At 55.0% G+C, this 25,011-nt stretch carries 18 protein-coding genes and 1 pseudogene; 15 read left to right on the forward strand and 4 right to left on the reverse strand.

The window, feature by feature from the left end:
• The first annotated feature begins 1 nt into the window (after window position 1).
• Window positions 2–1,555 (forward strand): alanine/glycine:cation symporter family protein, encoded by a 1,554-nt coding sequence (locus C8N31_RS05355; protein WP_025048491.1) that lies wholly within the window; start codon window positions 2–4, stop codon window positions 1,553–1,555.
• Between the two features lie 281 nt (window positions 1,556–1,836).
• Here the strand turns inward: C8N31_RS05355 and C8N31_RS05360 are convergent.
• Window positions 1,837–2,123 (reverse strand): annotated as a pseudogene (locus C8N31_RS05360) (transposase); the annotation flags it as partial.
• Window positions 2,124–2,452: 329 nt separating this feature from the next.
• Here C8N31_RS05360 and C8N31_RS05365 point away from each other — a divergent pair.
• The 12 genes from C8N31_RS05365 (at window position 2,453) to C8N31_RS05420 (ending at window position 20,326) form a co-directional block, all read left to right on the forward strand.
• Window positions 2,453–3,706: an alginate export family protein gene (locus C8N31_RS05365; protein ID WP_170116152.1), complete on the forward strand. Its 1,254-nt coding sequence runs from the start codon at window positions 2,453–2,455 to the stop codon at window positions 3,704–3,706.
• Window positions 3,707–3,727: 21 nt separating this feature from the next.
• Window positions 3,728–4,324, forward strand: a complete 597-nt coding sequence (locus tag C8N31_RS05370) for an alginate O-acetyltransferase AlgF (RefSeq protein WP_025048488.1) — start codon at window positions 3,728–3,730, stop codon at window positions 4,322–4,324.
• A gap of 24 nt (window positions 4,325–4,348) precedes the next feature.
• A complete protein-coding gene (locus C8N31_RS05375) occupies window positions 4,349–5,746 on the forward strand; it encodes an MBOAT family O-acyltransferase (protein ID WP_025048487.1) in 1,398 nt (465 codons plus the stop codon).
• Between the two features lie 11 nt (window positions 5,747–5,757).
• Complete coding sequence (locus C8N31_RS05380; RefSeq protein WP_025048486.1) at window positions 5,758–6,789, forward strand: alginate O-acetyltransferase AlgX-related protein; 1,032 nt, start codon at window positions 5,758–5,760, stop codon at window positions 6,787–6,789.
• Window positions 6,790–6,791: 2 nt separating this feature from the next.
• Window positions 6,792–8,066, forward strand: a complete 1,275-nt coding sequence (locus C8N31_RS05385) for an alginate O-acetyltransferase AlgX-related protein (protein ID WP_025048485.1) — start codon at window positions 6,792–6,794, stop codon at window positions 8,064–8,066.
• 125 nt (window positions 8,067–8,191) lie between these two features.
• Window positions 8,192–8,695, forward strand: a complete 504-nt coding sequence (locus C8N31_RS05390) for a putative pterin-binding protein (RefSeq protein ID WP_025048484.1) — start codon at window positions 8,192–8,194, stop codon at window positions 8,693–8,695.
• 26 nt (window positions 8,696–8,721) lie between these two features.
• The gene (locus tag C8N31_RS05395; RefSeq protein ID WP_081785688.1) at window positions 8,722–11,262 is read left to right on the forward strand and encodes a PAS domain-containing hybrid sensor histidine kinase/response regulator; all 2,541 of its coding nucleotides are present in this window, start codon (window positions 8,722–8,724) and stop codon (window positions 11,260–11,262) included.
• Between the two features lie 139 nt (window positions 11,263–11,401).
• Window positions 11,402–12,829: an HlyD family secretion protein gene (locus C8N31_RS05400; RefSeq protein WP_025048482.1), complete on the forward strand. Its 1,428-nt coding sequence runs from the start codon at window positions 11,402–11,404 to the stop codon at window positions 12,827–12,829.
• Window positions 12,816–14,414: a glycosyltransferase gene (locus tag C8N31_RS05405; protein ID WP_025048481.1), complete on the forward strand. Its 1,599-nt coding sequence runs from the start codon at window positions 12,816–12,818 to the stop codon at window positions 14,412–14,414. The genes C8N31_RS05400 and C8N31_RS05405 overlap by 14 nt, the downstream gene beginning before the upstream one ends.
• A gap of 138 nt (window positions 14,415–14,552) precedes the next feature.
• Window positions 14,553–15,980, forward strand: a complete 1,428-nt coding sequence (locus C8N31_RS05410) for a mannose-1-phosphate guanylyltransferase/mannose-6-phosphate isomerase (RefSeq protein ID WP_025048480.1) — start codon at window positions 14,553–14,555, stop codon at window positions 15,978–15,980.
• Between the two features lie 204 nt (window positions 15,981–16,184).
• A complete protein-coding gene (locus C8N31_RS05415) occupies window positions 16,185–17,585 on the forward strand; it encodes a nucleotide sugar dehydrogenase (RefSeq protein WP_025048479.1) in 1,401 nt (466 codons plus the stop codon).
• A gap of 35 nt (window positions 17,586–17,620) precedes the next feature.
• Window positions 17,621–20,326, forward strand: coding sequence for a calcium-binding protein (locus C8N31_RS05420; protein WP_025048478.1), 2,706 nt, complete (start codon window positions 17,621–17,623; stop codon window positions 20,324–20,326).
• Between the two features lie 16 nt (window positions 20,327–20,342).
• Here the strand turns inward: C8N31_RS05420 and C8N31_RS05425 are convergent, their stop codons facing one another.
• Window positions 20,343–20,957: a response regulator transcription factor gene (locus C8N31_RS05425; protein WP_025048477.1), complete on the reverse strand. Its 615-nt coding sequence runs from the start codon at window positions 20,955–20,957 to the stop codon at window positions 20,343–20,345.
• A gap of 937 nt (window positions 20,958–21,894) precedes the next feature.
• Window positions 21,895–22,227 carry a hypothetical protein gene (locus C8N31_RS20295; protein WP_156026896.1) on the reverse strand — a complete coding sequence of 111 codons (333 nt, stop codon included), beginning with the start codon at window positions 22,225–22,227 and terminating at the stop codon, window positions 21,895–21,897.
• 123 nt (window positions 22,228–22,350) lie between these two features.
• Between C8N31_RS20295 and C8N31_RS05435 the strand changes: the two genes are divergently transcribed.
• Window positions 22,351–23,517, forward strand: coding sequence for a helix-turn-helix domain-containing protein (locus tag C8N31_RS05435; RefSeq protein ID WP_025048475.1), 1,167 nt, complete (start codon window positions 22,351–22,353; stop codon window positions 23,515–23,517).
• A gap of 63 nt (window positions 23,518–23,580) precedes the next feature.
• Here the strand turns inward: C8N31_RS05435 and C8N31_RS05440 are convergent, their stop codons facing one another.
• Window positions 23,581–24,063 (reverse strand): c-type cytochrome, encoded by a 483-nt coding sequence (locus C8N31_RS05440; RefSeq protein ID WP_025048474.1) that lies wholly within the window; start codon window positions 24,061–24,063, stop codon window positions 23,581–23,583.
• Window positions 24,064–24,154: 91 nt separating this feature from the next.
• Between C8N31_RS05440 and C8N31_RS20205 the strand changes: the two genes are divergently transcribed.
• Window positions 24,155–24,997: a LysR family transcriptional regulator gene (locus C8N31_RS20205; RefSeq protein ID WP_025048473.1), complete on the forward strand. Its 843-nt coding sequence runs from the start codon at window positions 24,155–24,157 to the stop codon at window positions 24,995–24,997.
• Window positions 24,998–25,011: the final 14 nt, after the last annotated feature.

The following is a 25,011-nucleotide window of genomic DNA, read 5'->3' on the forward strand; positions in this document are numbered from 1 at the left end:
CATGAATAACAGATCAACCTTCTGGCTGACCTCCGCGGTTGCAGCCATGGCGACAAGTCCACTCGCGGCACAGGAAGCGATGGGCATCGATGAAAAGGTGAACCAAGCCTTTGCAAGTTTGACTGGCCCGTTTGTCAGCCTTATATTTGCGCCCTTCCCGGGAACCAGTTTTCCCTGGATCGTCATGTGGCTGGTTGTCGCCGCTACAATTTTTACACTGTACTTCGGCTTTGTTCAGTTTCGCTTTTTCAAACATGCAATCCAATTGGTCAAAGGGGACTATTCAGACCCGAACGACGCAGGCGAAGTAAGTCACTTTCAAGCGCTTGCAACAGCCCTTTCGGGTACAGTTGGTCTGGGGAACATCGCTGGTGTTGCGGTTGCTGTTGGGATTGGTGGGCCGGGCGCTACTTTCTGGATGATCCTTGCGGGTCTTTTGGGCATGGCGTCAAAGTTTACCGAATGTACGCTGGGTGTTAAATACCGCAACGAATACGAAGATGGGACTGTGTCCGGCGGCCCGATGTATTACATCTCGAAAGGTTTTAACGAACTCGGTCTTCCGGGCGGCAAAATCCTTGCCGTGGTTTTTTCTATCTTCTGCATCCTCGGCGCGCTTGGTGGTGGCAACATGTTCCAGGCCAATCAGGCACATGCACAGATTTCAGGGATCGTCGGCGACTATCCTGGTTGGATCACTGGCATTGTCTTTGCGGCTGTAGTGTTTGCCGTGATTGTTGGCGGGATCAAGTCCATTGCCAATGTGACGGAAAAGGTCGTGCCGTTCATGGGCATCCTTTATGTCGGTGCTGCACTAATCATCCTGCTTGTGAACTATGATCAGATCGGCTGGGCCTTTGGCCAGATCTTTGCCGGTGCTTTCACGGGTCTTGGCGTTGCTGGCGGTTTCGTGGGTGCGTTGATCCAAGGCTTCAAACGGGCGGCGTTCTCGAACGAAGCAGGCGTTGGTTCTGCGGCGATTGCACACTCAGCGGTGAAAACCAAAGAACCGATCACCGAAGGATTTGTGTCCCTGCTGGAACCACTGATCGACACAGTTGTGATTTGTACGATGACCGCCCTGGTGATCGTGATCTCCCAGCAGTTGATCATTGATGAGGCCACAGGCAACTACATGCTGAACGAAGCAGGCACGGCGATTGCGACCATTGACGGCAATTCCGGCGTGTCCTTGACCTCAGCCGCCTTTGCGTCCGGCATCAGCTGGTTCCCCTATGTACTCGCGATTGCCGTGGTTCTGTTTGCCTTCTCAACAATGATCTCGTGGAGCTACTATGGCTTAAAAGCATGGACCTACCTGTTCGGTGAGGGCAAGACGTCTGAATTGGCGTTCAAGGTCATCTTCTGCGTTTTCATCGTGATTGGTGCCGCGGCTTCGCTTGGCCCTGTCATCGACTTCTCAGATGCTGCGATCTTTGCGATGGCTGTGGTGAATATCTTCTGCCTCTACTTCCTGATGAAGTTAGTGAAGAAAGAACTCGCCTCCTATGCTGCACGCCTTGAAAGCGGTGAAATCAAAAAGTACTCGCACTAAGTCAAACAGCCCCAACGCAGCCAAATTGCGTTGGGGCATCCTCGTTTCAACTGAGCTGAATGGAACCTGTTGAATTTAGGGTGTTCGAAAGTCGACACTAGTGCAATTCCGCCAACGAATGTTGCAGCTGCAGCGAAGGCCCGCTTTCCGCCGATTCTGCAGAAAAACAACCTGTTGCGGGCGCAGAAAGTAGCGATCTAGATGGAGCGCAAGCGCTTTTCCTGTTAGGCTCTGCGCGCCTGCTGCGGTGCAGGAACGATCCTGGCTAGTTTGCTGAGGTTTTAGGCGGTGGCGGCGAGAAGGAATTCATCATTTGCGCCACATGGTCCCGGTAATCGCAATCGACCCAACCCGAGGATGCGTTTGAGGTGGGCGAAGAGCATTTCCACCTTCTTTGCAACCGCCTTGAGTTCGCATATTGCTTTGTCTTGGCAATATCATGAGCAACCTATCGGGCATCTTCATGTTCTTCGCGAGTGATCTTGCGCGCATCGACATTCAGGCAGCAATTCATCTTCGATTGGCAAGTGTGTTTCAGAGCGTGGTACTTGGCAACACCTTTGCCTGTGGGTTGGCGTCCGGTCGGTCATGGTCTGGTTGTCAAAAGCAGAACATGACCTAACTCGACAAAGTCGCTTGAGAAGAACTAAACAATCTCGGGCAAACACGGGGCGTTTCTCATCCTTGGTCTTCCGCTTTGTTAACTCTTGGGGGCGGACCACTTCAAAGGGGACGCCCACAAGGAACGACAACTCTTTCAGCGGATGCGCCAAGAGACAGCTACACTAAAGAATACAAACGATAGCCATTATGGCCAAGCTTTAGACTTTCGCGAGGCTCACTTAAGTCGATCCAAACAGGCATCACTTTCACACCGGTCAGTGTGAGGATTGAATGGTGTTTGTAGCGAATAGACTTAAGCTCGTAACCTATGCGCTGAGCGTTGGGTTGTTGTCTGTTCTGGCGTTGCCAGAACAGGCTCTTGCCAAGAAAAAACCACGGGATCATTCGCACCTCGCTTTTGATGCGGACAAGCGCAAAAAGACGAAGTCTAGTATCGGCCAACGCCTGTCCTATTCAGGTAGCATTGGCATAAGCCGCTTGGATGAGCATAATCTAAAGCTCAACGACGGTGTCGATGATCGCTCCCTCCAGATCATCGGCACGCTGAGCTTTGCGTTCAAAGCACAGATTAGCGAAAAGATCCGCGGCTTTGCACATGTTGAGTTGTCTCAGACTGACAAAACCACACATCGGCAGAACTACGGCAGCTATAGTCGCGTCAAAATCAAAGAAGCTCATCTGAGTTTCGGGCTGGCCGACAAGCACACGCTTTCATTTGGTCGGATGCGCTTTGCTGAACCGCGCCGCTGGGGCATGGATGCGTCAGTTGACGGCATACATCTTGGGTGGAGAGACGACAAAACCGCTTGGGAAGCGGCGCTCTTTCGCGATGCCTTTGAGAAGCGCGGCGCCTATGCATTTGTGCACGCGCAGCGGTTTTCTAAGAAATTCGCGATTGGTGCTTATGGTCTGATTGAAAGCCTTGAGGGCAAGCAGCGCCTGCATATCGCTGGGTATCTCGCGACCCTGGGCAAAGAGCGGGGCGGGTACGATCTTTATGCCGCCAGCGTTTTTGGTGATGCGGCAAATGGTCGGTCCTCGGGCTTTGCTATAGACGCAAACCTCGTTAGCCGATTTTCAGGTGTCCGTTGGAAGCCACAATTGATACTGGGCCTGGCAGCGGGAAGCCCCGGCTACGTTCAGCCCGACCTGAACTCCAACAAGGCACGTGATGGGGGCCAAGCCCAGTTCCATCGGTTTGGAACGGTGTTCCAGCCTGACATGTCAAACCTTGTTGTCGCCACCGCAGCGTTGGGGCTGCGACCCTCAAAGACATTCTCCGTCGATCTGCGTGCCCATGCCTATGCCCAGATGCAGGCATCCAATTTTGCGCCAGTCGCCCGCGTTCAAGGGCTGACAACCGGCCAGTCCCGGCATGTTGGCCACGAGTTCAGCATCGTTGGGGCGTGGCGCCCGAACAAGAAAACCAAGATCGAGTTGAGCGCGGGCGTGTTCAAGCCAGGTAATGCCTACTCTGACCGTTCATCTGTCAAGCGCGTCTATCTGCGTATGACCAAATACTTCTAACCCTTTGAAAGGAATGGACCGTTGATTAGTTTGGAATTCAGAATTCTGTGTATCGCTGTCGCCTTTTGGGCGGCCTCCTCGGCACTGGCGCAAGACAATAGCCTCTACACCGAAGCGGCGTCGGATGACGCGAGTTTTGTTCGTTTCGTCGGATTTCAAGGAGGGACCCTAGCATCCTTTGCTGGCAAGACCTTTGATCTTTCACTTGTCGACGCAGGTGCATACATCCCTGTCTCCTCATCCACTTTGGAGGACGTTCCGGCAGGGCGTTTTCAGACAGTGCTGCGAAAAGTCGACGGGTCAGTAGTTACAGTTGTTGAGGCCGCTCGGAACAGACAAACAAAGGTCTTTCTCTTCTTGATCAACACAACCCAGCAACCATTGGAGCTTCGCCTCGCGGACAACTCCGCGACGGTTATTGAAGCTGTCCCTTCTGGTGAGAGCGGCCAGCGCGGGGTTAACCCGGTCAGCGTATCGCTGGGTGTTTTTGCGCAGGGTGCTGATAACCCGCTTGGCGCGTTCGATGTTCAACTGCAGCGCGGCCAAAACCTGTCCTTTGTCGCTACAGAGCAAGGCATCGAACTGATCGAAAACAGTTTTGGTCCCGTGGCCAAATAACTTTCAGACGGACGGAGCATCACCATGATCTTTTCTAGCGCCATCTTTATCTTCGGATTTCTGCCGTTCTTCCTGGCAGTGTATTATCTTGCCCCGCGCCGGGCGAAGTCCTACGTGATCCTGCTGGGCAGCTATGCCTTTTACGGCTGGTGGCGGGTGGATTACTTAGCGGTGGTGTTTGGCATGTCGCTGATCAGCTATCTGGCAGCACAGGTCGCGTTGTACGGCGCAACAGAGCAGCGGCGCACCTGGGCGCTGCGGTTCGGCGTTACATCTGTTCTGCTTGTGCTTGGCTACTTCAAATACACCATGTTTATTCTGGGTGGGTTGGGCGATCTGTCACAAGCCTTTGGCGGCGTCGGTATCACAATGCCGCAGATCATCTTGCCCATCGGGATCAGTTTTCATGCATTTCAGTCGATCAGTTATATCGTAGACGTGAGCCGCGAAGACGCACCGCCAGCGCGCCATATCGTTGATTTTCTCGCATTCGGGTCGTTGTTCCCTCAACTGATCGCAGGGCCCGTGCTGCGCTACAAAGACCTTGCCGATCAGTTTTGCTCGCGCGCGCATTCGGTTGAGATTTTTGCCAACGGCATTGCGCGTTTTGCGCAGGGTTTGGCGATGAAGGTGCTGATCGCTGACAATGTGGCCCCGCTGGCGGATCGTCTGTTTGCCTTGTCAAACCCAACCGCAGCCGAAGCCTGGCTCGCCGCCGGGGCCTATTCCATCCAGCTCCTATTTGATTTTGCCGGGTATTCGGCCATGGCCATTGGATTGGGCTTGATGATGGGCTTCCGTTTTGTCGAGAATTTCGATGCGCCCTACACGAGCCAGTCCATTACCGAATTCTGGCGTCGGTGGCACATCAGCCTGTCGCAGTGGCTGCGTGATTACCTTTATGTGCCGCTGGGCGGCAATCGTCGCGGCACGCTTCGTACCTACGTTAATCTGATGCTGACGATGGTGTTGGGCGGGTTATGGCACGGGGCCAACTGGACCTTCATTCTCTGGGGGGCATGGCACGGTGGTTGGCTTGCCGTTGAGCGGATGTTCGGGGCCAAGGGCACAAAAAGCGTCTGGCCCAAGTCCATTGCATGGCCCGCCACGATGCTGATCGTGATGATTGGTTGGGTGATGTTTCGTGCCCAAGATGTCGCGCAAGCTATCGCCATTTATCGCGGTATGCTGGGACTTCACGGTATAGCGCTGAGCGAGGAAAATTCCTGGCAAATTCAGAACACCGAAATCACCGCCCTGCTATTGGGTTTTGCGCTCAGCCTATGTGGCGCGACGCTGGTCAGCATGACAGCACATTTGCCCGCAATTGCACGGCGCTTTGGCGCAGCGCTGTTGATGAGCTGCGCTTGCACCGCACTGATAGCGCAGACCCATTCACCATTTTTGTACTTTCAGTTTTGAGGAATCCGGCGATGACACATTCAATTTCTTCAGCAGCCTTTGCCTCGGCAACCCTGCTGGCATTGTCAGGCATCGGCCTCTCAGGTCACCTGCAACAATCAGAAAGACTTGCCTTCGGCGATCTTTTGAACGGGACCGCACAAACCGCATATGAAGCCGGCTTCGATGGTGCTAACGCCGCCAGCGCATTTGCCGTCGATGCCGTCGGAGCATTAAAGCTTGCCTTGTTCGGGCAAAGTTCAGACGGAGCTGTTCTCGGGAAAGATGGTTGGATCTTTACCAGCGAAGAGTTTGAAAGCGCTGAAACGTTTGATGCGAACATCATCGCGAGCGCAGAACGTGTGGCGCGCGCAGTGAGTGCGTTGAGGCGTAAGGGCATCACTGTTCTGCCTGTGGTTATACCCGATAAATCTGACGTCTACGTTGATGAATTGGAGTTTGTGCGACCCAGCGCGGTTGAGCGCCGTTTGGATCAATTTCGTATGGCGTTGTCGGTGCGCGACGTTGCATTTCTGGATGCGCGTCCCACGCTGAAGCAGGCCGCACAGATCGGAGATGTGTTCGTCAAAGACGACACCCATTGGTCCCCCCCGGGCAGCCGAAAGGTCGCAGAAGCCATCGCCTCCAATCTGGCACATCTCGACTATTCAAGGGTGGCGGTTAATACGACACAGGGCCCAAGCGTCGCTTACGACGGTGACCTACTTTCGTTTGTGCCAACGGGCCGATGGCGATCACTGATTGGACCAGAACAGTTTGCCATAGAGACCTTCAAAACTGAGGTCGACACCCAGGGCGACCTGTTTGATGCACCGGGGGTTGAGATCGCCTTGGTAGGCACCAGTTTCAGCGCGCGCGCCGCGTTTCATTTTGAGGGCTTTCTCAAGCAAGCGCTGCAAGCCGATATCTTGAACTTTGCGCAAGAGGGCCAGGGTCCCTTTGCCCCGATGGATGCCTTTCTGGCTTCCGAATTTTTGAAATCAACTCCACCCAAAGTCGTCATCTGGGAAATCCCAGTGCGCTATGTTTCAAAGGACCTGTAACGATGAATTTTTTCACCAAGATAATCACCCTAGGCGCTGTTGTTGCAGCAAGCACCGCGGCGGCCGATCCATTTTGTGCAGCGTTGATGGACAAGGATCAGCTGCCCAAGAAATACGCCAAACGTGGCCCATTTTATGCGGATGCCCAAAGCGGTTGGATCGTTGGCGCAGATCAACTGAAGGGCAAATACGAAGTAACTGAAGAGGTGAGTACCCTGTGGCAAGCGATCAATGCGGAGTTTGCCGAGCGTGGTGTGACACTGAGTGTGCTTGCCGCGCCACCTCGACCGCTCTTTGCGCCCTCAGTTGCACTGCCGGAAAGCTATGACCCTGCAGCAGATCGTACTGCGTTCAGTGCGTATACCGAAGAACTGAACGCAGCTGGCATCGTTGCGCCGGACCTGACGCAGGTGCTGGAGTCCGTTTCATCTAGCGACTTTTACTTTAAGCGCGATACACACTGGACGCCCACAGGGGCCTATATGTCTGCCAAGTTCCTGGCAGGAAGCCTCGGCGTTAACGAACCAATAGCCGCTGATTTCTCCTTTGATGCCACCTATAATGAGAAGGGGTCGTTGAGCGCGGTCGTCGAAAAGGTATGTGGCACGCGACCAGAACGCGAAACCGTAGCATCACCCAGTTATGCGAAATCTGGCGGCGCTGACGCCTTACTTGGCAATACGAGCGCGCCCAGTCTCGCGCTTGTCGGGACCAGCTTTTCAGATCGCTACAAGACCGACAGCTATCAGGTCGCCGGCGCGCTGGCGCACGTATTTGGTGAAGAGGTCCAGAACTTCTCGGCCACAGGTGGCGGCATGGTCGGCGCGATGGAGGCCTTTATCTTGAGTGGAGCCCTAAAGACTGGCGATTTCAAAACCGTTGTTTGGGAAACACCTTATACAACCCCCCTGACAAACGTCTCGGGCTTGCGGCAAGTGCTTGGGGCGTTGCAAGCACCAGAAACGCGTGAAAATATCTACTCAGGAGCGATAGGGGATGACTGGCAATCCGCGAAGTATGAAATCGCATCAGATAGTGATGTATCCCTTCAATTCACGACGCCGCGCGTAAAGACCGGAAAGCTCTCTGTCGAACTCTACAGTACGACTGGGGAAAAGCTTCGCATCAAACTTGTCAAATCCGAACGCATCGACCCAGCATTGCAAAGTAACGTCTGGCGGCTCTCGCTTGCTGCTTTGCCCTTCAAAGATGTTAACCGGATCAAGTTTAAGTTGGATCAAACCGTCGCAGGGGTGGAAATCGATCTGTTAAACTGATTAATCACAAACACTTAAAAGGCTCCTATCCTTTCGTATAGGAGCCTATACCCATGCGCGTTCGCGATGTGATCCGAAGCCCGATAGATCAACATTCAACAACTGTGTGAGTTTGGGATATCAACATGAAACTGTTTTGCCTTTCAGCCGCGATCGCCTTTTTCGCTGTCACCTCAGCAAGTGCCGAACAATTGCCAGCACCTGAAGGTGAAGTGCTTTTGACCGTTTCTGGCGCGATTGAAAATGAGACCGCTGATGGCGTCGTTTCGCTGGATCTGGCCCAACTTCAGGCTTTGCCTGAGCAAGTCTTTACGACGTCTACGATCTGGACCGAAACCCCCGTTGTCTTCACCGGGGTAAGCCTGCGCGATGTGTTGGATCATGCGGGCGTTGAAGCAACCAAGATCAAAGCCGTCGCCCTTAACGATTACATAGTGGAAATTCCGCTGGACGGCGTGTCCGATCAGGCACCGATCATTGCCTATCTGATGGACGGCGAACAAATGTCGCCCCGCGACAAAGGTCCGTTGTGGATTGTCTATCCCTATGATGCGGACCCGGACTATCGCACAGAGGTGGTCTTTTCCCGTTCAATCTGGCAACTCAACCGCATCGTCGCCGTGAAATAGACGGATTTATCAGGCATACTGGCAAGATGAGAGTGAACACACTGCGTCGGAACGTCCCGTCAATCATCATCGCGATCAGCATTACCGCCTTGGTGGTGTTATTTGTTCTAATTGGGCAGAAAGTGAACCTGTTACGGGACGCACCTGCGGACAATGTGACGTGGGGGTTGTCCCAGGTTGAGGTAGACCTGCTCACGTTGCGTTCCACTGTGCTGACGGCAACGGAGCAGGCTGACGCAGATGTCGCTCACATCAAACGGCGCTTTGACAACGCTTACAGCCGGGTTTCGAACTTGGAAAAAGGCCTCGTGTTCGCCGCGATGCGCGAGGATGCTGCGTTTGCCGAGACACTTGCAGACCTTCAAGGCGCTATGGATGGGTTGATCCCACTGATCGACGGGCCTGATGATGCCTTGCGGGCAGGACTGCCGGACATGTTGCCGGTGCTCGACAGGCTTGATCAAAGCGCGCGCGCCTTGGCCCTGTCTGGTATCGCGCTGAATTCGCAGTCCTCTGATGCAAACCGAGAGAGCTTTTACCAGCTCTTGACAATCGCTGCCGCGATTACCTTTGCCTTGATCGTCTTCCTTATCGTCATGAGCTATCTGCAGGTCCGCCAGTACCGAGCCTTCCGCAGAGTTTCCCGAGATGTTGAAAAAGCGAACACCCGGCTAAATTCATCCTTTCAGGCCTCGCTGGATGCGATCGTCGTGGCCGATGACCAAGGTATCATTCTTGAGTTCAACGAAGCAGCTGAAGCCGTGTTTGGCTATACACGTCAAGAGGCGGTGGGCGGTCAGATGGCCGATCTGATTGTACCCCCACATCTGCGCGACGCGCATCTAGCAGGTATGCAAAGGTTCCTCGATACGAAAGAACCACACCTTGTCGGCAAAGGGCGTATTGAGATCGTTGCGATGCGGAAATCCGGCGAAGAGTTCACGGTCGAGCTGGCCATCGGGCAGGCGGATGATCCCGGAGGAACGATCTTTATCTCTTACCTGCGCGACATCACAAAACGGCTGCAATCGGAGAGCGATCTCAAGCAGGCCCGCGACGATGCCCTTCAGGCTGAACGCGCCAAGTCAAACTTCCTCGCGGTGATGAGCCACGAGATGCGCACGCCGCTGAATGGCATCTTTGGCACCATCGAATTGATGCGAAAAACGAAGCTGGAGCCAAACCAGACCGAATACCTCGACATCGCGCAGCAATCCGGTGAAATCCTGTTGAACCACGTCAACGACGTCCTCGACATTACGCGCATTGATGCAGGTGAATTGGCGCTTTCTGAGAATGTGTTCAATCTCAGGAAATTCTTTGAAAACGTGATAAAGACGAATGAGCCAACGGCCATTTCGCGCGGAAATCAGCTGGTGTTGCAGGCGGACAGCCTTGATCATCTTTGGGTGTCAGCGGACGAACAACGTCTGCGTCAGGTGGCCTTCAATCTGATCAGCAACGCGTTGAAGTTTACCGACAAAGGCTCAGTTACGCTGAGCGCAGGTGCCACGGCCAGAGACCGAACCGTTGATCTGACGTTCAAAGTCGCGGACAACGGTGTTGGTATCCCGGATCAGGATCAAGCCAAGGTGTTTGACCGCTTCTTCACACAGGAAAAGTCCTATGACCGCATGGCGTCGGGCACGGGCCTTGGCCTCGCCATTTGCAAGCAGATTATTGAGAGGATGGATGGCGTGATCAGCGTGGAGAGCGCGGTCGGGCAGGGCTCGACCTTCACGGTCACGGTGCCCTTGCAGACGGCACAGGAACGATCTCACGACGCGGCGCATCATGTGCCGGAAGCACAGAGGCAAAACCTGAGTGGTGCGCAAATTTTGTTGGTCGAAGACAACGAGATCAACCGCACCATCGTCCGCGAAATGCTGGAAAGCGAAGGGGCGCTGGTCACAGAGGCCATCAATGGGCAAGAGGCGGTGCGCGTGGCCGGTGGTGATCGCTTTAGCGCCATTTTGATGGACATCAGCATGCCGGTCATGAATGGCGTCGACGCAACGCGCCAGATCCGCAGTCAGGTCGGGTTGAACAAGGAGACGCCGATCCTCGCACTGACCGCGCACGCGATGGCGAAAGAACATGAACAGTTCATGGACGCCGGGATACAGGGCTGTCTGAACAAACCCGTTTCGCAATCAAGTCTGGCGTTTGCCCTTAGTGATGTCATCGGACGCATTGATGCCGCGCAAGCACCAGATCATGCGCCCCATCATCACGGTCTGGTTGACGCAGACATCTTTAACGGGCTGAAGTCGGTCCTCAAGCAAGAGAAGCTCGAAACCCTCATCCACAAATTCGACGCTGAAGTTGTGAAGATTATGGCCGATTTGCCTGCGCATCTGGAGGCGGACAGCCTGACGGCCCTTGGCGATCTTTGTCACCGGTCGGTTGGTTCGGCGGGCATGATGGGGGCGTTGTCGTTTCAGGCAGAGCTGCGCAAGCTTGAGCAGGCAGCGCGCAATGGGGATGTCACCGCCGCACAAGACGCAGCGCAGGACGTGACCGAGGCATGGCCCCAGACCCGCACGGCCCTGATGAACCAACTTTAGGCGCTATCCTTTAGGATAGGGGCGCTAGCCTTATTAACTGGTGCTTGACCGCTTGGTACAGCCATCGTGCAGGCGCTCTTTGATAAACAATCCAGGTGAGAGAGCACCAGCGCCGCTGGTCAAAAACCTGGAGTATGCAATGAACATTCGCCACGAATGTCCGCTGCCCGATCTGTCGTATGCAGTCGTTGCCCCGCTGTTTATCCAAACAGCGGACGGGACGATTCTGATCAGCAAAAAGTGGTCGCTTGCGGGCATTTGGATTGATCCCGCTGGTCATGATTTGACCCAAGGCACGGCGATGGCGGTGCCGTTTCAGGGTGTGGATATCTCATTCAACGTAAAACTCGCCCCGACAAGCGATCCAGAACACTTTGTTTTTGCAAACCTTTCGGTCAGACAACGCGAGACGCTCTCGCTGTTTTATCAAGGTGTGTTGTCGGGCAAAATGGTTGCCACTGGCGATATGATTTCCAGCCTCGACACACCTGTCGATCTCGTGCCGATGGGCGAAACCGAAGAGGAAGAAGCAGCAGGAGTTAAAACCGCATCACCCCGCCTGCGGCGGGTCATCTGGAATGTCGTGTTCTATCTGTTCCTCGCCGCCTTTATGGTGCTCTTCGTGGGCGGGCATATTTGGGATCGACTCTCAACAATCCGGCTGGATCATGGTCGCTTTGTCGCGCCGACAGAGCATTACCTGGCCCCAGACACCGGTTACATTGATCGCCTATACGTACGCCCCGGCGAAATGGTTGCGCGGGGCGACATCATCGCACGACTGCAAGATCCAGACCGCGAAAGTGACGTCGAAGAGGTGCGTGCCGAGGTCCTTTTGGCGGAACGGGCGTTGGAAGTCGCGCAGACGGCGTTGGCCGACCACCTTGCCCGGAAACCTGACTATCGCGCGCCCCTTTTGGAGGCGGTTGAGCGCGCTTCGCAGCTATTGCACGACCACCATCCGGGCACCCGCCATGTTTCAGTGGCGCTCTTGCGTGCGCAAAATCGTCTACAGGATTTTGATCAGGGGATCGATGTTGGCACAGCTCGATACCACGCGCTTGCCGCTGACTTTACACGTCAGGCAGAAGATCAATCGCTGATCTTGCGGCGCTGGAAACGCGAGCTGCGCCATAGAAAGTCCGCCGCGAACAAATACGTCATTCGCGCCAAAACGGACGGGACTGTCTTTGCTGTTCATGTGGAAAAGGGACACTTTGTCGGACGCGGTGACCTGGTCGCCGAGGTTGAAGAAGACACGCCGCGAACTGCGGTGGGTTGGCTGGATGACAGCATGGTCACCTCCGTTTCACTTGGGATGACAGGCACGGCAAAGTTCAACTTTCGCGGTGAATATCGCCAGATGGCGGCGACGGTGGTTGATTTGCAGGCGGGCAGCGATACCGCGCGCCCTGATCGGTTCGGCATGATTGTTACGCTCAAGATTGAGGGGGCCGGGCTAAAGACATCCCGCAAACTGTTCCGTCCGAACGCGCCAGCACAGCTTGAGCTGGACCGCGATCTTTTCGCCGGGTCGCGGGCAGGGGGCAACGATGCAGGCTCCTGACAGTGTTTACGGGTTCGAAAAACACTTGGACGCCTGGCTTGCGACACTTGCCGGACCATCTCCCAGTGGTTTGAAGAAATGGACACCCTTGTTTCTGGCGCAATTTACGATCCTGTTCTCGGTCCTAGTCGGGGCGCTGGTTTTCTGGCCCAACAACTTCTTTGATCCGCAACTTGTCCACTTCACCTTTACCCTCGGGTCTTTAGGGGTTTGGCGTTTTGGCTGGTGGTTCACCCATGCGGTACGGGCCGAGATTTACGCGCGGTGCGTCTGGCCCGGCATGCGCGCCAGGGCAAACAGGCTTTGGCGTGAGGGCTGGCGCCCCCAGATGCTGCATATCCAGATGACAACCTATTACGAAGAACCCGCGATCACGCGCCGGGTTATTGGATCAATCATCGGTCAAATCAGGCGGGAAGGGATACCAACGACGATTTATATCGGCACGGGCTCATCCTATGATGAAGAGATCATCACCCAGTTTGTCAAAACCCACGCTCAGGATGTCGACGCGGAGCTTGTCTTTCTCCGCCAAAACCAGCCGGGCAAACGTATGGCAATCGGGATGATCCTGCGCGCGATGAACCGCGCGCAGATTGCCCCGGACGATCTGGTGATCTTTATGGATGGCGATGCGGTCTATGGCATTGATGTGCTGGAAAAGACCTGTTCGATGTTTGGGGCCGACCCTGAATTGCAGGCACTGACCACGAATGAAGAGGTCATCTGCTATGGGCCGCGCTGGATTCAAAGCTGGCTGTCGATGCGGTTTGCGCAGCGGCGGCTGGCGATGCAAAGCCACGCCCTGTCTGATCGTGTATTGACCCTGACGGGTCGGATGAGCGTCTTTCGTGCGCGCAACATCACGAACGAAAAATTCATCCGCACGATTGAGGCGGATCATCTTGATCACTGGCTGTGGGGGCGATTTCGCTTTCTCTCAGGAGACGACAAAAGCACGTGGTATCATTTGCTGTCGTGTCGATCCAAGATGACCTACGTCCCGGATGCCTGCGTCTATACGATTGAACAGATCGAAGGATCAGGAACCGGGCGCATGGTGCAGAATTTTCGCCGCTGGTCCGGCAACATGCTGCGCAACGGCGCACGCGCGATTGCGCTTGGTCCTCGCATTGCAAGACCATTCATCTGGTGGTGCCTTGTCGACCAGCGCATTGCCATGTGGACAATGCTGGTCAGCCCGACACTTGCCATCCTGACCCTGTTTGTCGAACCCATGTATCTGGCGCATTGCCTGATCTGGATTGTCCTGTCGCGCACGATCTTGTGCCTATTCCTGTACCGCTATGCGCGCAGCACCGATCTGAGCTGGCCGTTCATTCTGTACTTCAACCAGATCATCAATGCCTGCGTGAAGGTCTTTATGATCTTTCACCTTAGTAAACAGAAATGGTCAAACCGCGGCAATCAAACTGCGGGCAATGGCACATCCTTTGCCGATAAAATGCAAAACGCGATGGCCAAGTTCCAGTTGGTGACAACAGTTGCTGCATTCATCCTTGCGCTGGCGATCATGATTGACCTGCTGCCTAGCCCGATGATTCTGCGTGTCTTTTTGCCTTGAGGTCAGAACCTATACCACTGGATAGGTCACCCATCCCAAATGACGCCGAACTGTCCAGTTGGGCACAGGCCAACAGCCACACGCCTGCGCTAAACCCATCACATCGGTTTTTAAGAGTGTGAGGACAAGGAGACCAACATGATCTATCCGGTAATTCTGTGTGGGGGCAGTGGCACCCGTCTGTGGCCATTGTCGCGCAAAAGCTTTCCCAAGCAATTTTCGACCCTGAACGGCGACACAAGCCTGTTTCAGCAAACCATCGCACGTGTTAAAACACCTGCCTTCCAATCGCCCATCGTGCTGACCAATGCGGACTATCGTTTCACCGTGTCAGAGCAATTGGCCAACGAAGGTGTGGACAACGCCACTGTCATGATTGAGCCCGAGGGCCGCAACACTGCCCCTGCAATCCTGGCAGCGGCCTTGTTGCTCCAAGATCAGCCAGAGGCAACGCTGCTCGTCATGCCCTCCGATCACGCGATCCGCGACGAAGAGGCCCTGTCAAAGGCCATCATGGCCGGATACGATGCAGCGGCGGCGGGCAAGTTGGTCACATTTGGCATCACGCCGGATCGCCCAGAGACAGGCTATGGCTATCTCGAAACCTTCGATCCCATTGCAACGCAAAGCACGCATGCACAACCGCTCAAGGCCTTTGTCGAAAAGCCAAGCGTGGAGCGCGCCGAGGAATTCCTGACCTCAAAGCGCCACTTATGGAACGCTGGTATCTTTATGTTCCGCGTTGCCGAAATTCTTGAAACGTTTGAGGTGCTCTGCCCGCAGCTCATGATGCCGGTGCGTCGCGCCGTTCAGGGCGCAAAGCAGGATATGAATTTTCTGCGGCTAGATCCAACACCCTATGCCAGCGCGCACGACATCTCGATCGACTATGCCGTGATGGAATGCTGCGAAACGCTATCTGTTGTGCCCACCGATTGCGGCTGGACGGACCTTGGCAGCTGGGCCTCGGTCTGGGAAAGCGGTGCTGCGGATCAGGCGGGCGTCGTACAAAGCGGCGCAACAACGTCGATTGATTGCAAAGACACGCTCTTGCGCTCGGAAACCGAGGGCGTCGAACTTGTCGGCGTCGGGCTGAACAACATTGCAGCCATCGCAATGGGTGACGCGGTGCTGATCGCTGATATGAGCCAGACCGAGACGGTAAAGACGGCTGTCTCAAAGCTGAAGGCCAAGCAGGCCAAACAGGCCGAGAGCTTTCCCAAGGATCACCGTCCATGGGGTTATTTTGAAACCCTGTCGCTGGGTCAGCGATTTCAGGTCAAACGGATTGTCGTAAAGCCTGGTGCAGCCCTGTCCCTCCAAAGCCACATGCACCGGGCGGAACATTGGATCGTCGTCGCAGGCTCTGCGAATGTGACGATTGATGACAGCGTCAAGATGATCTCGGAAAACCAATCCGTCTATATCCCGCTGGGTGCCATTCACCGGCTGGAAAACCCCGGCAAAGTCGAACTTCATTTGATCGAAGTGCAAACCGGTGCCTATCTCGGAGAGGATGACATCGTGCGTTACGAAGATATCTACGCACGTGACAGAGCTGCATAAACCAAGAAAAAAAAGCACTCTCACACCACCTTGGGCGGCGCGTCATGCGCCGCCTCTTTTCGTTTCAAAACAGACGTTTCAGAAGCTCTATCCGAAAGGATAGCGGGCCTATCCAAAGTCTGATAAACCTATACGCCCAGTCAAAAGATCATTCGAAAACAATGGGCTAAACATCACTCAACCCATTAACAAAGGACGAGTGACATGTTTGATCTTGACTCAACCACCAGCCAGGGCAGCGCTCTGGCACCGCTTCGCATCATTGAAGAAAAACCCGCCATTTCAGTCGTCGGCCTTGGTTATGTCGGTGCTGTTTCAACAGCCTGTTTGTCGAGCCTCGGACACAAGGTCATTGGTGTCGATCTGGACGCTGACAAAATCGCCGCCATTGGTGCAGGCCGCTCACCCATCCATGAAAAAGACCTTGATGGCCTGCTGTTTGACGGCGTTGCCAACGGTTTGGTTACCGCGACCGACGACTTGGAACAGGCGGTCATCGACAGCGACGTCACATTTGTTTCGGTGGGGACACCGACAGCTGCGGACGGCGGTTGCGATCACAGCTTTATCGCCGCAGCGGCACGGTCGATTGGCCGAGGGCTGGAGCAAAAGAACGACTTCCACATCGTCGTGATGCGCTGTTCGATCCCGCCCGGTGTCACGATGGGGTTCATGGCCCCGATCATCGAAGAGGTATCGGGCCTGAGGGCGGGCGTTGATTTCGGTGTCTGTTTCAACCCAGAATTCCTGCGCGAGGGCGTCGCGGTTGAGGATTTCTACGCGCCCCCCAAAACCGTCATCGGCGCAAGTGATGATCGCAGCGCAAACACCCTGCGCCGCATCTACGAAGCGGTCGATCCCGCGCCGATTGTCACGCCGATTGAGACGGCCGAAATGGTCAAATATGTCGATAACGTCTGGCACGCCACAAAGGTCTGTTTTGCCAATGAAGTCGGGCGCTTGTGCAAGCCTCTTGGTGTAGACAGCCATGACGTGATGGATGTGTTTGTTCAGGACACCAAGCTGAACCTGTCGCCTTATTACCTCAAGCCCGGCTTTGCCTATGGCGGTTCTTGCCTGCCCAAAGAAGTGCGCGCGGTCGCCCATATCGCGAAAGAGCAGGGAGTGCATCTGCCGATGATAGAAAGCCTGGATGTCTCGAACAAGACGCACATTGATGCGGCTCTGGAGATGGTGCGCAAGACAGGTGCCCGCAAGGTGGGTGTGCTTGGTCTTGCCTTCAAACAGGGCACTGACGATCTTCGCGAAAGCCCGATCCTCGAAGTGATTGCCGCCCTGCACGATGAAGGCGTGAAGGTCACGATCCATGACGCCGCGATCACCGTCGATACCCCGCTTGCAGGACAACTCGCATATGTGCGCAACGGAAGCCCAGGCCTGCAAAAGATGGCGCACGCCTTGCCACACATGCTGCGCAGCGATCTGAGCGAGGTTGTCGACACCGCTCAAGCGCTGATCGTGACACATAAAAACGACCTTTACGCAGATGCCATTCGCACGGCGACCGATGTGCCTGTCATCGACGTTGTGCGCGCCGTTTCTAACGACGTCGAGCACGCAAACATCAACGGAATTGGCTGGTAACTAGCTTCTCCATATGACTTTCAAAAGGAAACGAAATGTCTGGTAACGAGTACCCCGCCGACCTTCTCGGCACGCATGCTTCTGAACTGATCGAGGGCGACGACGCATCGGAAATGATCGTCGGGCTTTCTGGGGATGATACGATCTCTGGTGACGACGGTGATGATGTCATTCATGGGGATTTCCTGAGCGGAAATCTCCTGACTGGCACCGATGGCGCGACGAGCTTTGCCCAATATGGCGACACCGATGCCTGGTCGGTTCAGCAAGAGGCAAATGGTCATTCCAGTATGACCCAAACGGTTGAAACCATTCAGGGCGAAACCTATTCCGTCAGCTTTGACCTTGCCGCGAACTATGGTTCTGGCAGCATCAGCGGCGCGGTTGAAGTCCTGTGGAACGGTGAGGTGATTGGCAGCTTTGACACCAACAGCGCCGCGTTCTCTGTCAAAGAGCTTGAGTTCGAAGGTGTCGAGGGCGAGGGCTCATTGACCTTCCGCTCCATCGACAGCGATGCCCCAGAGGGTCCGCTGATCAACACCGACGGCCCTGTCTTTTACTACACCGCGCAGAAAGAGATTGGTGGGCAAAACGTCAGTGCAGAGGCCTTCGCGGAAGCTCAATCGAACCTCTATCAGGTGCTTGATGGCGAATTGCATGTCTTTGACCCCGAAACCGCGACCTATACGCCAGCGGGTGTGGGGGCGACGGTGACAACCAATGCCATCGGTTTTAACGCTGAGGATGATCTGCTTTATGGGATCGCCGTCAGAGACGGCACAGACAGTCTGGGCAACAGCATCGCGCAGGCGGATCTTGTGATGATTGACGCCACGGGGGCAAGCTATCGCGTCGGATCGACACCCTACCGATCCTGGACCGGCGACTTTGACAACGAAGGCAATCTGTGGGCGTTCCATTCAAGTCTGGATCGCGTCACGAAAATCGACGTGGATCAGGTTTCTAGCACTGGTGCCGTTTCCAGCGAGACTTTCAAATTCGATAAATCGCTTGTTACCGATCAGCTCTGGGATGTGGCCTATGACGCCATGAACAACAGCTTTTATGGCGTCACGCGTCCATCGTCAGAAGGGGCGCAATCAGTTCTTTACCGCATCGACATCTCTGCTGTGTCAGAAGGCGGCGCGCCGGTGATTACCACTCAGACAATCGTCGGGACGATGATCAATGGCGATTTACGCAATGGCGTGCCTGCCGTCACCTTTGGGGCCGCAATCAACGACGCAGACGGCAACCTCTATGTTGCGGGCAACAGTGGCGATCACGACATGGATGATGCGACCGCCAGTGCTGGCGGCATCTACAGGGTCGTGCAGCATCCCAGCAATGGCACAGTCACATTGGAACTGGTCAGCGAAAGCCCGCGGTCCACTTCGAACGACGGGGCGGCAGACCCCCGCGCCGCCGACCCCTTTGCCGAAGTGGATAGAACCGCCTCGGTTCTGATCCGCAGCCCGGAACTTCGCATCACTGACGAAGGCGATTCAACCTTTGATGATGTCATCGAGGGCGGACAGGGTGATGACGCCATCGACAGCGGTATCGGTGATGACCTCAGCGCGGGTCAAAGCGGCAATGACTTTCTAAGCGGTCAAGAGGGCGACGATCGCCTGTTTGGCGGAAATTCGGTTCAGGTACAGCCCCGCCGCGACGAACACTACGACGCCGCAGGCAATCGCTTTGACAGCGATGGCAACCTGCTGGCGGCGGACAACGATATGCTGATGGGGGGCGCGGGACGCGACTTTCTGCATGGCGGAGCAGGGCACGATACGCTCGAGGGCGGTACCGAAGCCGATGCCCTGATCGGTGGTAGCGGCTTTGACGAACTCTGGGGCGGTGAGGGCAGTGATAACCTTGCGGGCGGGTCAGAGAGCGATGAATTGCATGGTGGCGGCGGCAATGACGTGCTGATCGGAAGCTTTGGGGCTGACATGCTCTTTGGTGGCTCCGGCGCGGATACGCTGCGCGGCGGCAGCGAAGGTGACACGCTCGACGGCGGACTCGGTGATGATTTGCTGCAAGGCGGAACTGGCGATGACATTTTGCGCGGTGGGGTCGGCAACGACATCTTGCAAGGGAGCACGGGTAATGACCGACTCTCTGACACATCCGGCGCAAACGAATTGAGCGGCGGCAGCGGCAATGACGAACTGAGTGGTGGCTCGGGCGCGGACACATTGGTTGGCGGATCGGGGCATGATGTTCTCAGCGGCGGCGGCGCGCGTGATGTGCTGAAAGGGGGCACCGGCAATGATGTCCTGAATGGCGGCGGTGACAAAGACCAGCTTTACGGCGGCTCAGGGAACGACATCATCAACGGGGATCAGGGCAGCGATTACATCAACGCCGCTGCGGGTAACGACATCATCAACGCGGGTGGGGGGCGCGACAAGATCCTGATGGGTGAAGGTGCCGATACCGCGTCTGGCGGCGCTGATACCGATTGGTTCATGTTCAATGCGCGCGACCTCGATGGTCGCGACAACACGATCTTGGATTACACGAACAACGTGGATGAGGCCGACCGTCTCGACTTTCGTGCGCTCTCCTTGGTGGCGGACGCACTGTCGGTGGAGGATTGGATTATCAACCACGTAATCCAGCAAGGCGATGAGGTTCAGATCTCATTTCAATCGTTCGATCTAACCTTATACGATCACCAAAGACTGGGTGATGGCTTTTACGATCAGGTCGTCGCAGGGATTGAGCTTATCTAGAACAATCGAGGGCGGGTCAGAAAAGGCCAGCCTCTTTGGCAATGATCGCCGCATGCGTCCGATTCTTTGCCTCTAGCTTGCGGCAAAGGGTTTTTACGTGCAGTTTGATCGTTACTTCCTGAAGCTTGATCTCGCGCGCAATCTCTTTATTAGCAAGGCCTCGTACTAGACCCGAGAGCACCTGCATCTCGCGCGCTGAGAGCACATCCTGAAGCGGGTGTTTCTCAGTTTCGGTCTCTTTGGTCATGAAATCGACTGGTGCATATTTTTCGCCCATCGACATAAATCGCACCGCGTTTACAAGGCTCCCGGCGGCCATAGTTTTGGGCAGAAAACCCGCTGCGCCTTGATCAAGTGCTTGTTGCGCGACGGACTTGTCTGCCGCGCCAGAAATAAGGGCGACGGGTTTGGGCGAGACCAAACTGATGATTGCTTTCATACCTTCTAGTCCATTCATTCCAGGCATTTCAAAATCTAGCAAGTAGAGATCAAAGGGGTCATGGCTCTTTATGGCGCTTTTCACCCCATTGAGGTCTGCCGATTGCACCACCTTAAAGCCGTCTTCGTTTTCAAGGAATACAGCTATGGTCTCGCGCACGAGTTCGTGGTCATCTGCAAGTAATATCCTCAATGTATTTCCTTTGTTTGGATCTTATAGGTAACTCTCATATCGTTTTACTAGATTTCATAGAAGCTAAGAAATTTGTTGAAGCGATTGGAGAGGTGTCGCCTGTTCTTTCATTTAGCATTAGCCTGAGTTTTCTTCCGTTCGTGTGCGGAGTATCAGCTCCATTTGGCCGCCGAGACCAGCGAAGCCGAAGATCAATCTAGAGGACGATTATACTGCCTTATGGGCTGTTTCTGGAAATCCAGATTTGTAACAAATCATGATTGTGACAAGCAAAGCACGGTTGCCGAACTACGCTAAGCCATGGCTCCGGCCTGAATTCATCGATGGTGCATTAGGAGTATTGTGAGAACATAATGATTTTTTATCGTACATCCGCAAGTGGAACAGGATTGCTATCATATTGGTAGATAAGGTTCGTGCATTCAGAGACCAGTTTTTGGTACCAGTAGGGCGATCGGAATGAACGTCTTTCTTTAAAATAGGGATAAACAAGATCTTCGTGTGGTGTTTTATGAGGTATTTATTAATTATGGATACATCATTTATAAATATTTCAATAGCTTAACGGGAAGATATGACGGACTGAGCCTCCGCCATCATTCATTTTGTCTACGATGTTATCTGGTCGCCTTGCGCGGCGATTTTTGCGTTTGCTGATTTGGGGTTCTGTTCCCGGATCGCGCAACCTCCCCGAAAGTTATCAAAAAACACTGTCTCGCCCTGTTGGGACGGACGACCCGAGACGGGATTGCAGGCTAATTGATCGGGTCACAACGGATCAGACGTCACTCAAAAGCCAACTCACCCAGATACCTCAAGCGATGAACACCAAAGGAAAGTTCACGTTGCCTGCGATGGCTCTGCACCGGTTGTGGCCGCCGAAGATGTCGGCGGAATATTGCGATAACACAAAGAAAGACACGACATGAAACGATATCTAATTCTGGCCGTTCTTGGTCTCAGTGCCTGCGAAACGCCTGCTGAAATCTCCGCGCGGGAGCAGCTTGATGCCGCTTGCCTTGCGGGAAATCTCCAGGCTTGCGCGGCAGTTCAGCAGCGCGTTGCGGCAGAAAACCTTGCTCTTGCCACAAGTTCTTTGGCGTTTTGATGTGTTGAGGGATGGGGGGCAGGGCCAATCTCGATGACACCCGAAGATGGCACTCAGTTTTGTAAGATACGGGCGGGCGCAGGAAAAACCATTTTCCTTGCGCGGCGCCGCCACCCTTTCAATGCCGCCCCTCTCACACCCACAAGGCTGGGCAAATGTCATGCCCAATCCAAGATGCCGAAACGGCAGGGGCGCATATGGGAGCGATATGTTCGGTTGCCGATCTGCCAAAGCACTGTCATGCACAGGCACCCGATCTGCGCGCGTGCAATAAAGAGTTGTTGAATGACCTTCGAAAGTACTGATCTGTTTTTTAACATCGTCACGACGGGTATCTGCCTGTTTTGCGCACATCTTTTGATGCTCAGACGCCGCGATCCGGGCGTCTATTTACCACTGGCACTGCTGTTCCTGTTTCAAGGCGTTTCCACCGGCGTCGCGGTTATGACCGAGGCCTATGATCCCACTGGGGCCGGGCTTTTGTCTCGCTTCAATTTGATCACCGGCGCATTGGAAATCGCCTGTCCGTTCCTGTTCTGGATCTATGTGCGTGCCTTGACCACCGAAGGCGAGCCAGAGCGCATTGCGAACCTCCGAAACCACATTGGTCCGATCATCTTTGTGACCTTGTGTTTCTGGTCTCTGTTTTTCTTTCCAACCGAAATGTCAGAGACCCAACTGGAAGAGGATGTTCCGCAACTGGTGGTGGTTTTGCTTGTCGGCTTGGCGGTGTTGATTGCAGATATTGCCTTCAAGATCATGATCGGCACCTACGTCTATCTCACGGTGCGCCGATTGATGGCTTATCAGACCCGGCTGAAAGAGGTTTTTGCCAGCACCGAGAACAGGGAATTGACCTGGGTTTGGGTCATCCTCGCAAGTGCCGGTTTTTACCTCTGCGTCAACTTCGCCTTCACCGGTTTGATCGGGGTCGGCGCATTCACCGAAGACGCAGTTGGCCCGTGGATCAACACCCTGAGCAGTTTTTCACTGCTGGCGTTGTTCTGGGTGATTGGCGTCTGGGGTTTGCGGCAACGCCCCGGACTGGTCCGCATGGCGGTCGTTGAACAGCAGGTGCCGGACATGCCGCCGGTGCAGAAATACGAAAAATCCGCCCTTGATAAGGACCGCGTTGAACGGATCGCCCGCAAGATCGAAGCGGCGATGGCCAAGGATTTGCTGTACCGCGATCCGAACCTGTCGCTGTGGGATCTGGCCAAACATATCGGTGTGACCTCGCACTATGTCTCACAAACCCTCAATACCCATCTGGGCAAAAGCTTTTTTGAGCTGGTGAACGGCTGGCGGATCAAGGATGCGATCAAGCAGCTGACAACGACGGACGCAACCATCCTCGTGATCACCTATGATGTCGGCTTTAACTCGCGCTCGGCGTTTTACAAAGCGTTCAAGCGCGAGACCGGAAAAACCCCCACTGACCTGCGCAAATAGGCCGGACACTTTTTCCAAAGCAGATCGGAGACCACGGCCCTGCGTTTCCGCGCGGCGGTCGGTTTAGTTCTTTTGGCGATAGCTTTCGTGGCAACTGCCACAGGATTTGCCAACCGCGCCGATGGCTCCGCGCAATGCATCGAGACCCGCACCGGCAGATTGCTCCATTGCGATGGCCGCCTCGGCCAGTGCCATCCCCTTTTCGGCGGCGGTGCTGCCGGGTTGCCAGATCGCGGGGAGGGCGCTGGTGGTCTCAGTGCCAAGGGCCTCGTTGTCGGACCCCTGCGGCCACATGCGCGACTGATCCATTTGCGCCAATGCTGCCAGATTGCTGGCCGCCGCACTTGCCGCCTTCGCATCATAGGCGACATCCCCCTTGGCCATGCCGCCCAGAACGCTGATGTTAAATGCATAGAGCGTCATCTGTGATTGCCGCGCTTTGACCGCCGCCATGATGGCCTTGTCCGCATGGCCATCACCCATTGCCGTTGTGGCAACAACCGCCGCGGCGACAATCCCGCCAATAGCGCAAATACTCCGTTTCATTCGCATTCCTCCCAAAAACATATATGCGGATCAGTCTAGCTGTGAGAATAATCAAAGGAAGTCGGAATATTTGCATAGGGTTTTCGAAATTATGCACAGCTCAAACTGGGACAATCTGCGGTATGTCCTGTCCGTGATCGAGGCCGGATCCGTCAGCGCCGCCGCCCGCGATCTGGGCGTGAACCATGCAACTGTGCTCAGACGTGTCGCGGCATTCGAAGCTCAAAACGGTGGTGCCCTCTTTGACCGAAACGCAAACGGCTACCGGCTGTTGCCCGGCAAAGAGGCGTTGGTTCAGGCGGTACGGGAAGTTGAAAACGCTGTCCTGAGCGTTGAGCGGCTGATGCTGGGGGCAAATCCGCAGCTCAGCGGCGTGGTGCGCATTTCATCCACGGATACCATTTGCCAATATCTGTTGCCCGATGTTCTACAGAGCCTCAAGGCAGAAGCGCCGCAGCTTGAAATCGAATTGCTCAGCAACAACAGTCACCTCAATTTTGCAAGGATGGAGGCCGATCTGTTTGTGCGCCCCGCGATGACACTGCCGGAAGATATGATTGCAACATCCGTGAGACCGCTTGTGTTCAGGGCCTATGCCGTCTCGCCGGAACAGGACAAATGGTTCAGGTTGCAAGGCCCATTGGCGCGATCCGCCCCGGCAAAATGGCTGTCTACCAATGTGCAGGGCGATAGTCTGAGGTCCGGATCGGACAGTTTTGTCGTCTTGTCGCGCATGGCGCAATCGGGCGCCGGGATCGCGATACTGCCGTCGTTCGTTGGCGAGCAGGTCACCGGGCTTGTGCATCTTGTGGACAGAATGCCCGACATCGAAGTGCCCATCTGGGTGGGTTCCCATCAGGACTTAAGGGACATTCCGCGCATTCGCGCTGTCAGGAATTGTGTGATTACCCATCTGTCAGGGTCGCAGACCTGAGGCCAACACCCTCT

It is taken from the genome of Sulfitobacter mediterraneus, from assembly GCF_003054325.1.
In the GTDB taxonomy this organism is placed as follows: Bacteria; Pseudomonadota; Alphaproteobacteria; order Rhodobacterales; family Rhodobacteraceae; genus Sulfitobacter; species Sulfitobacter mediterraneus.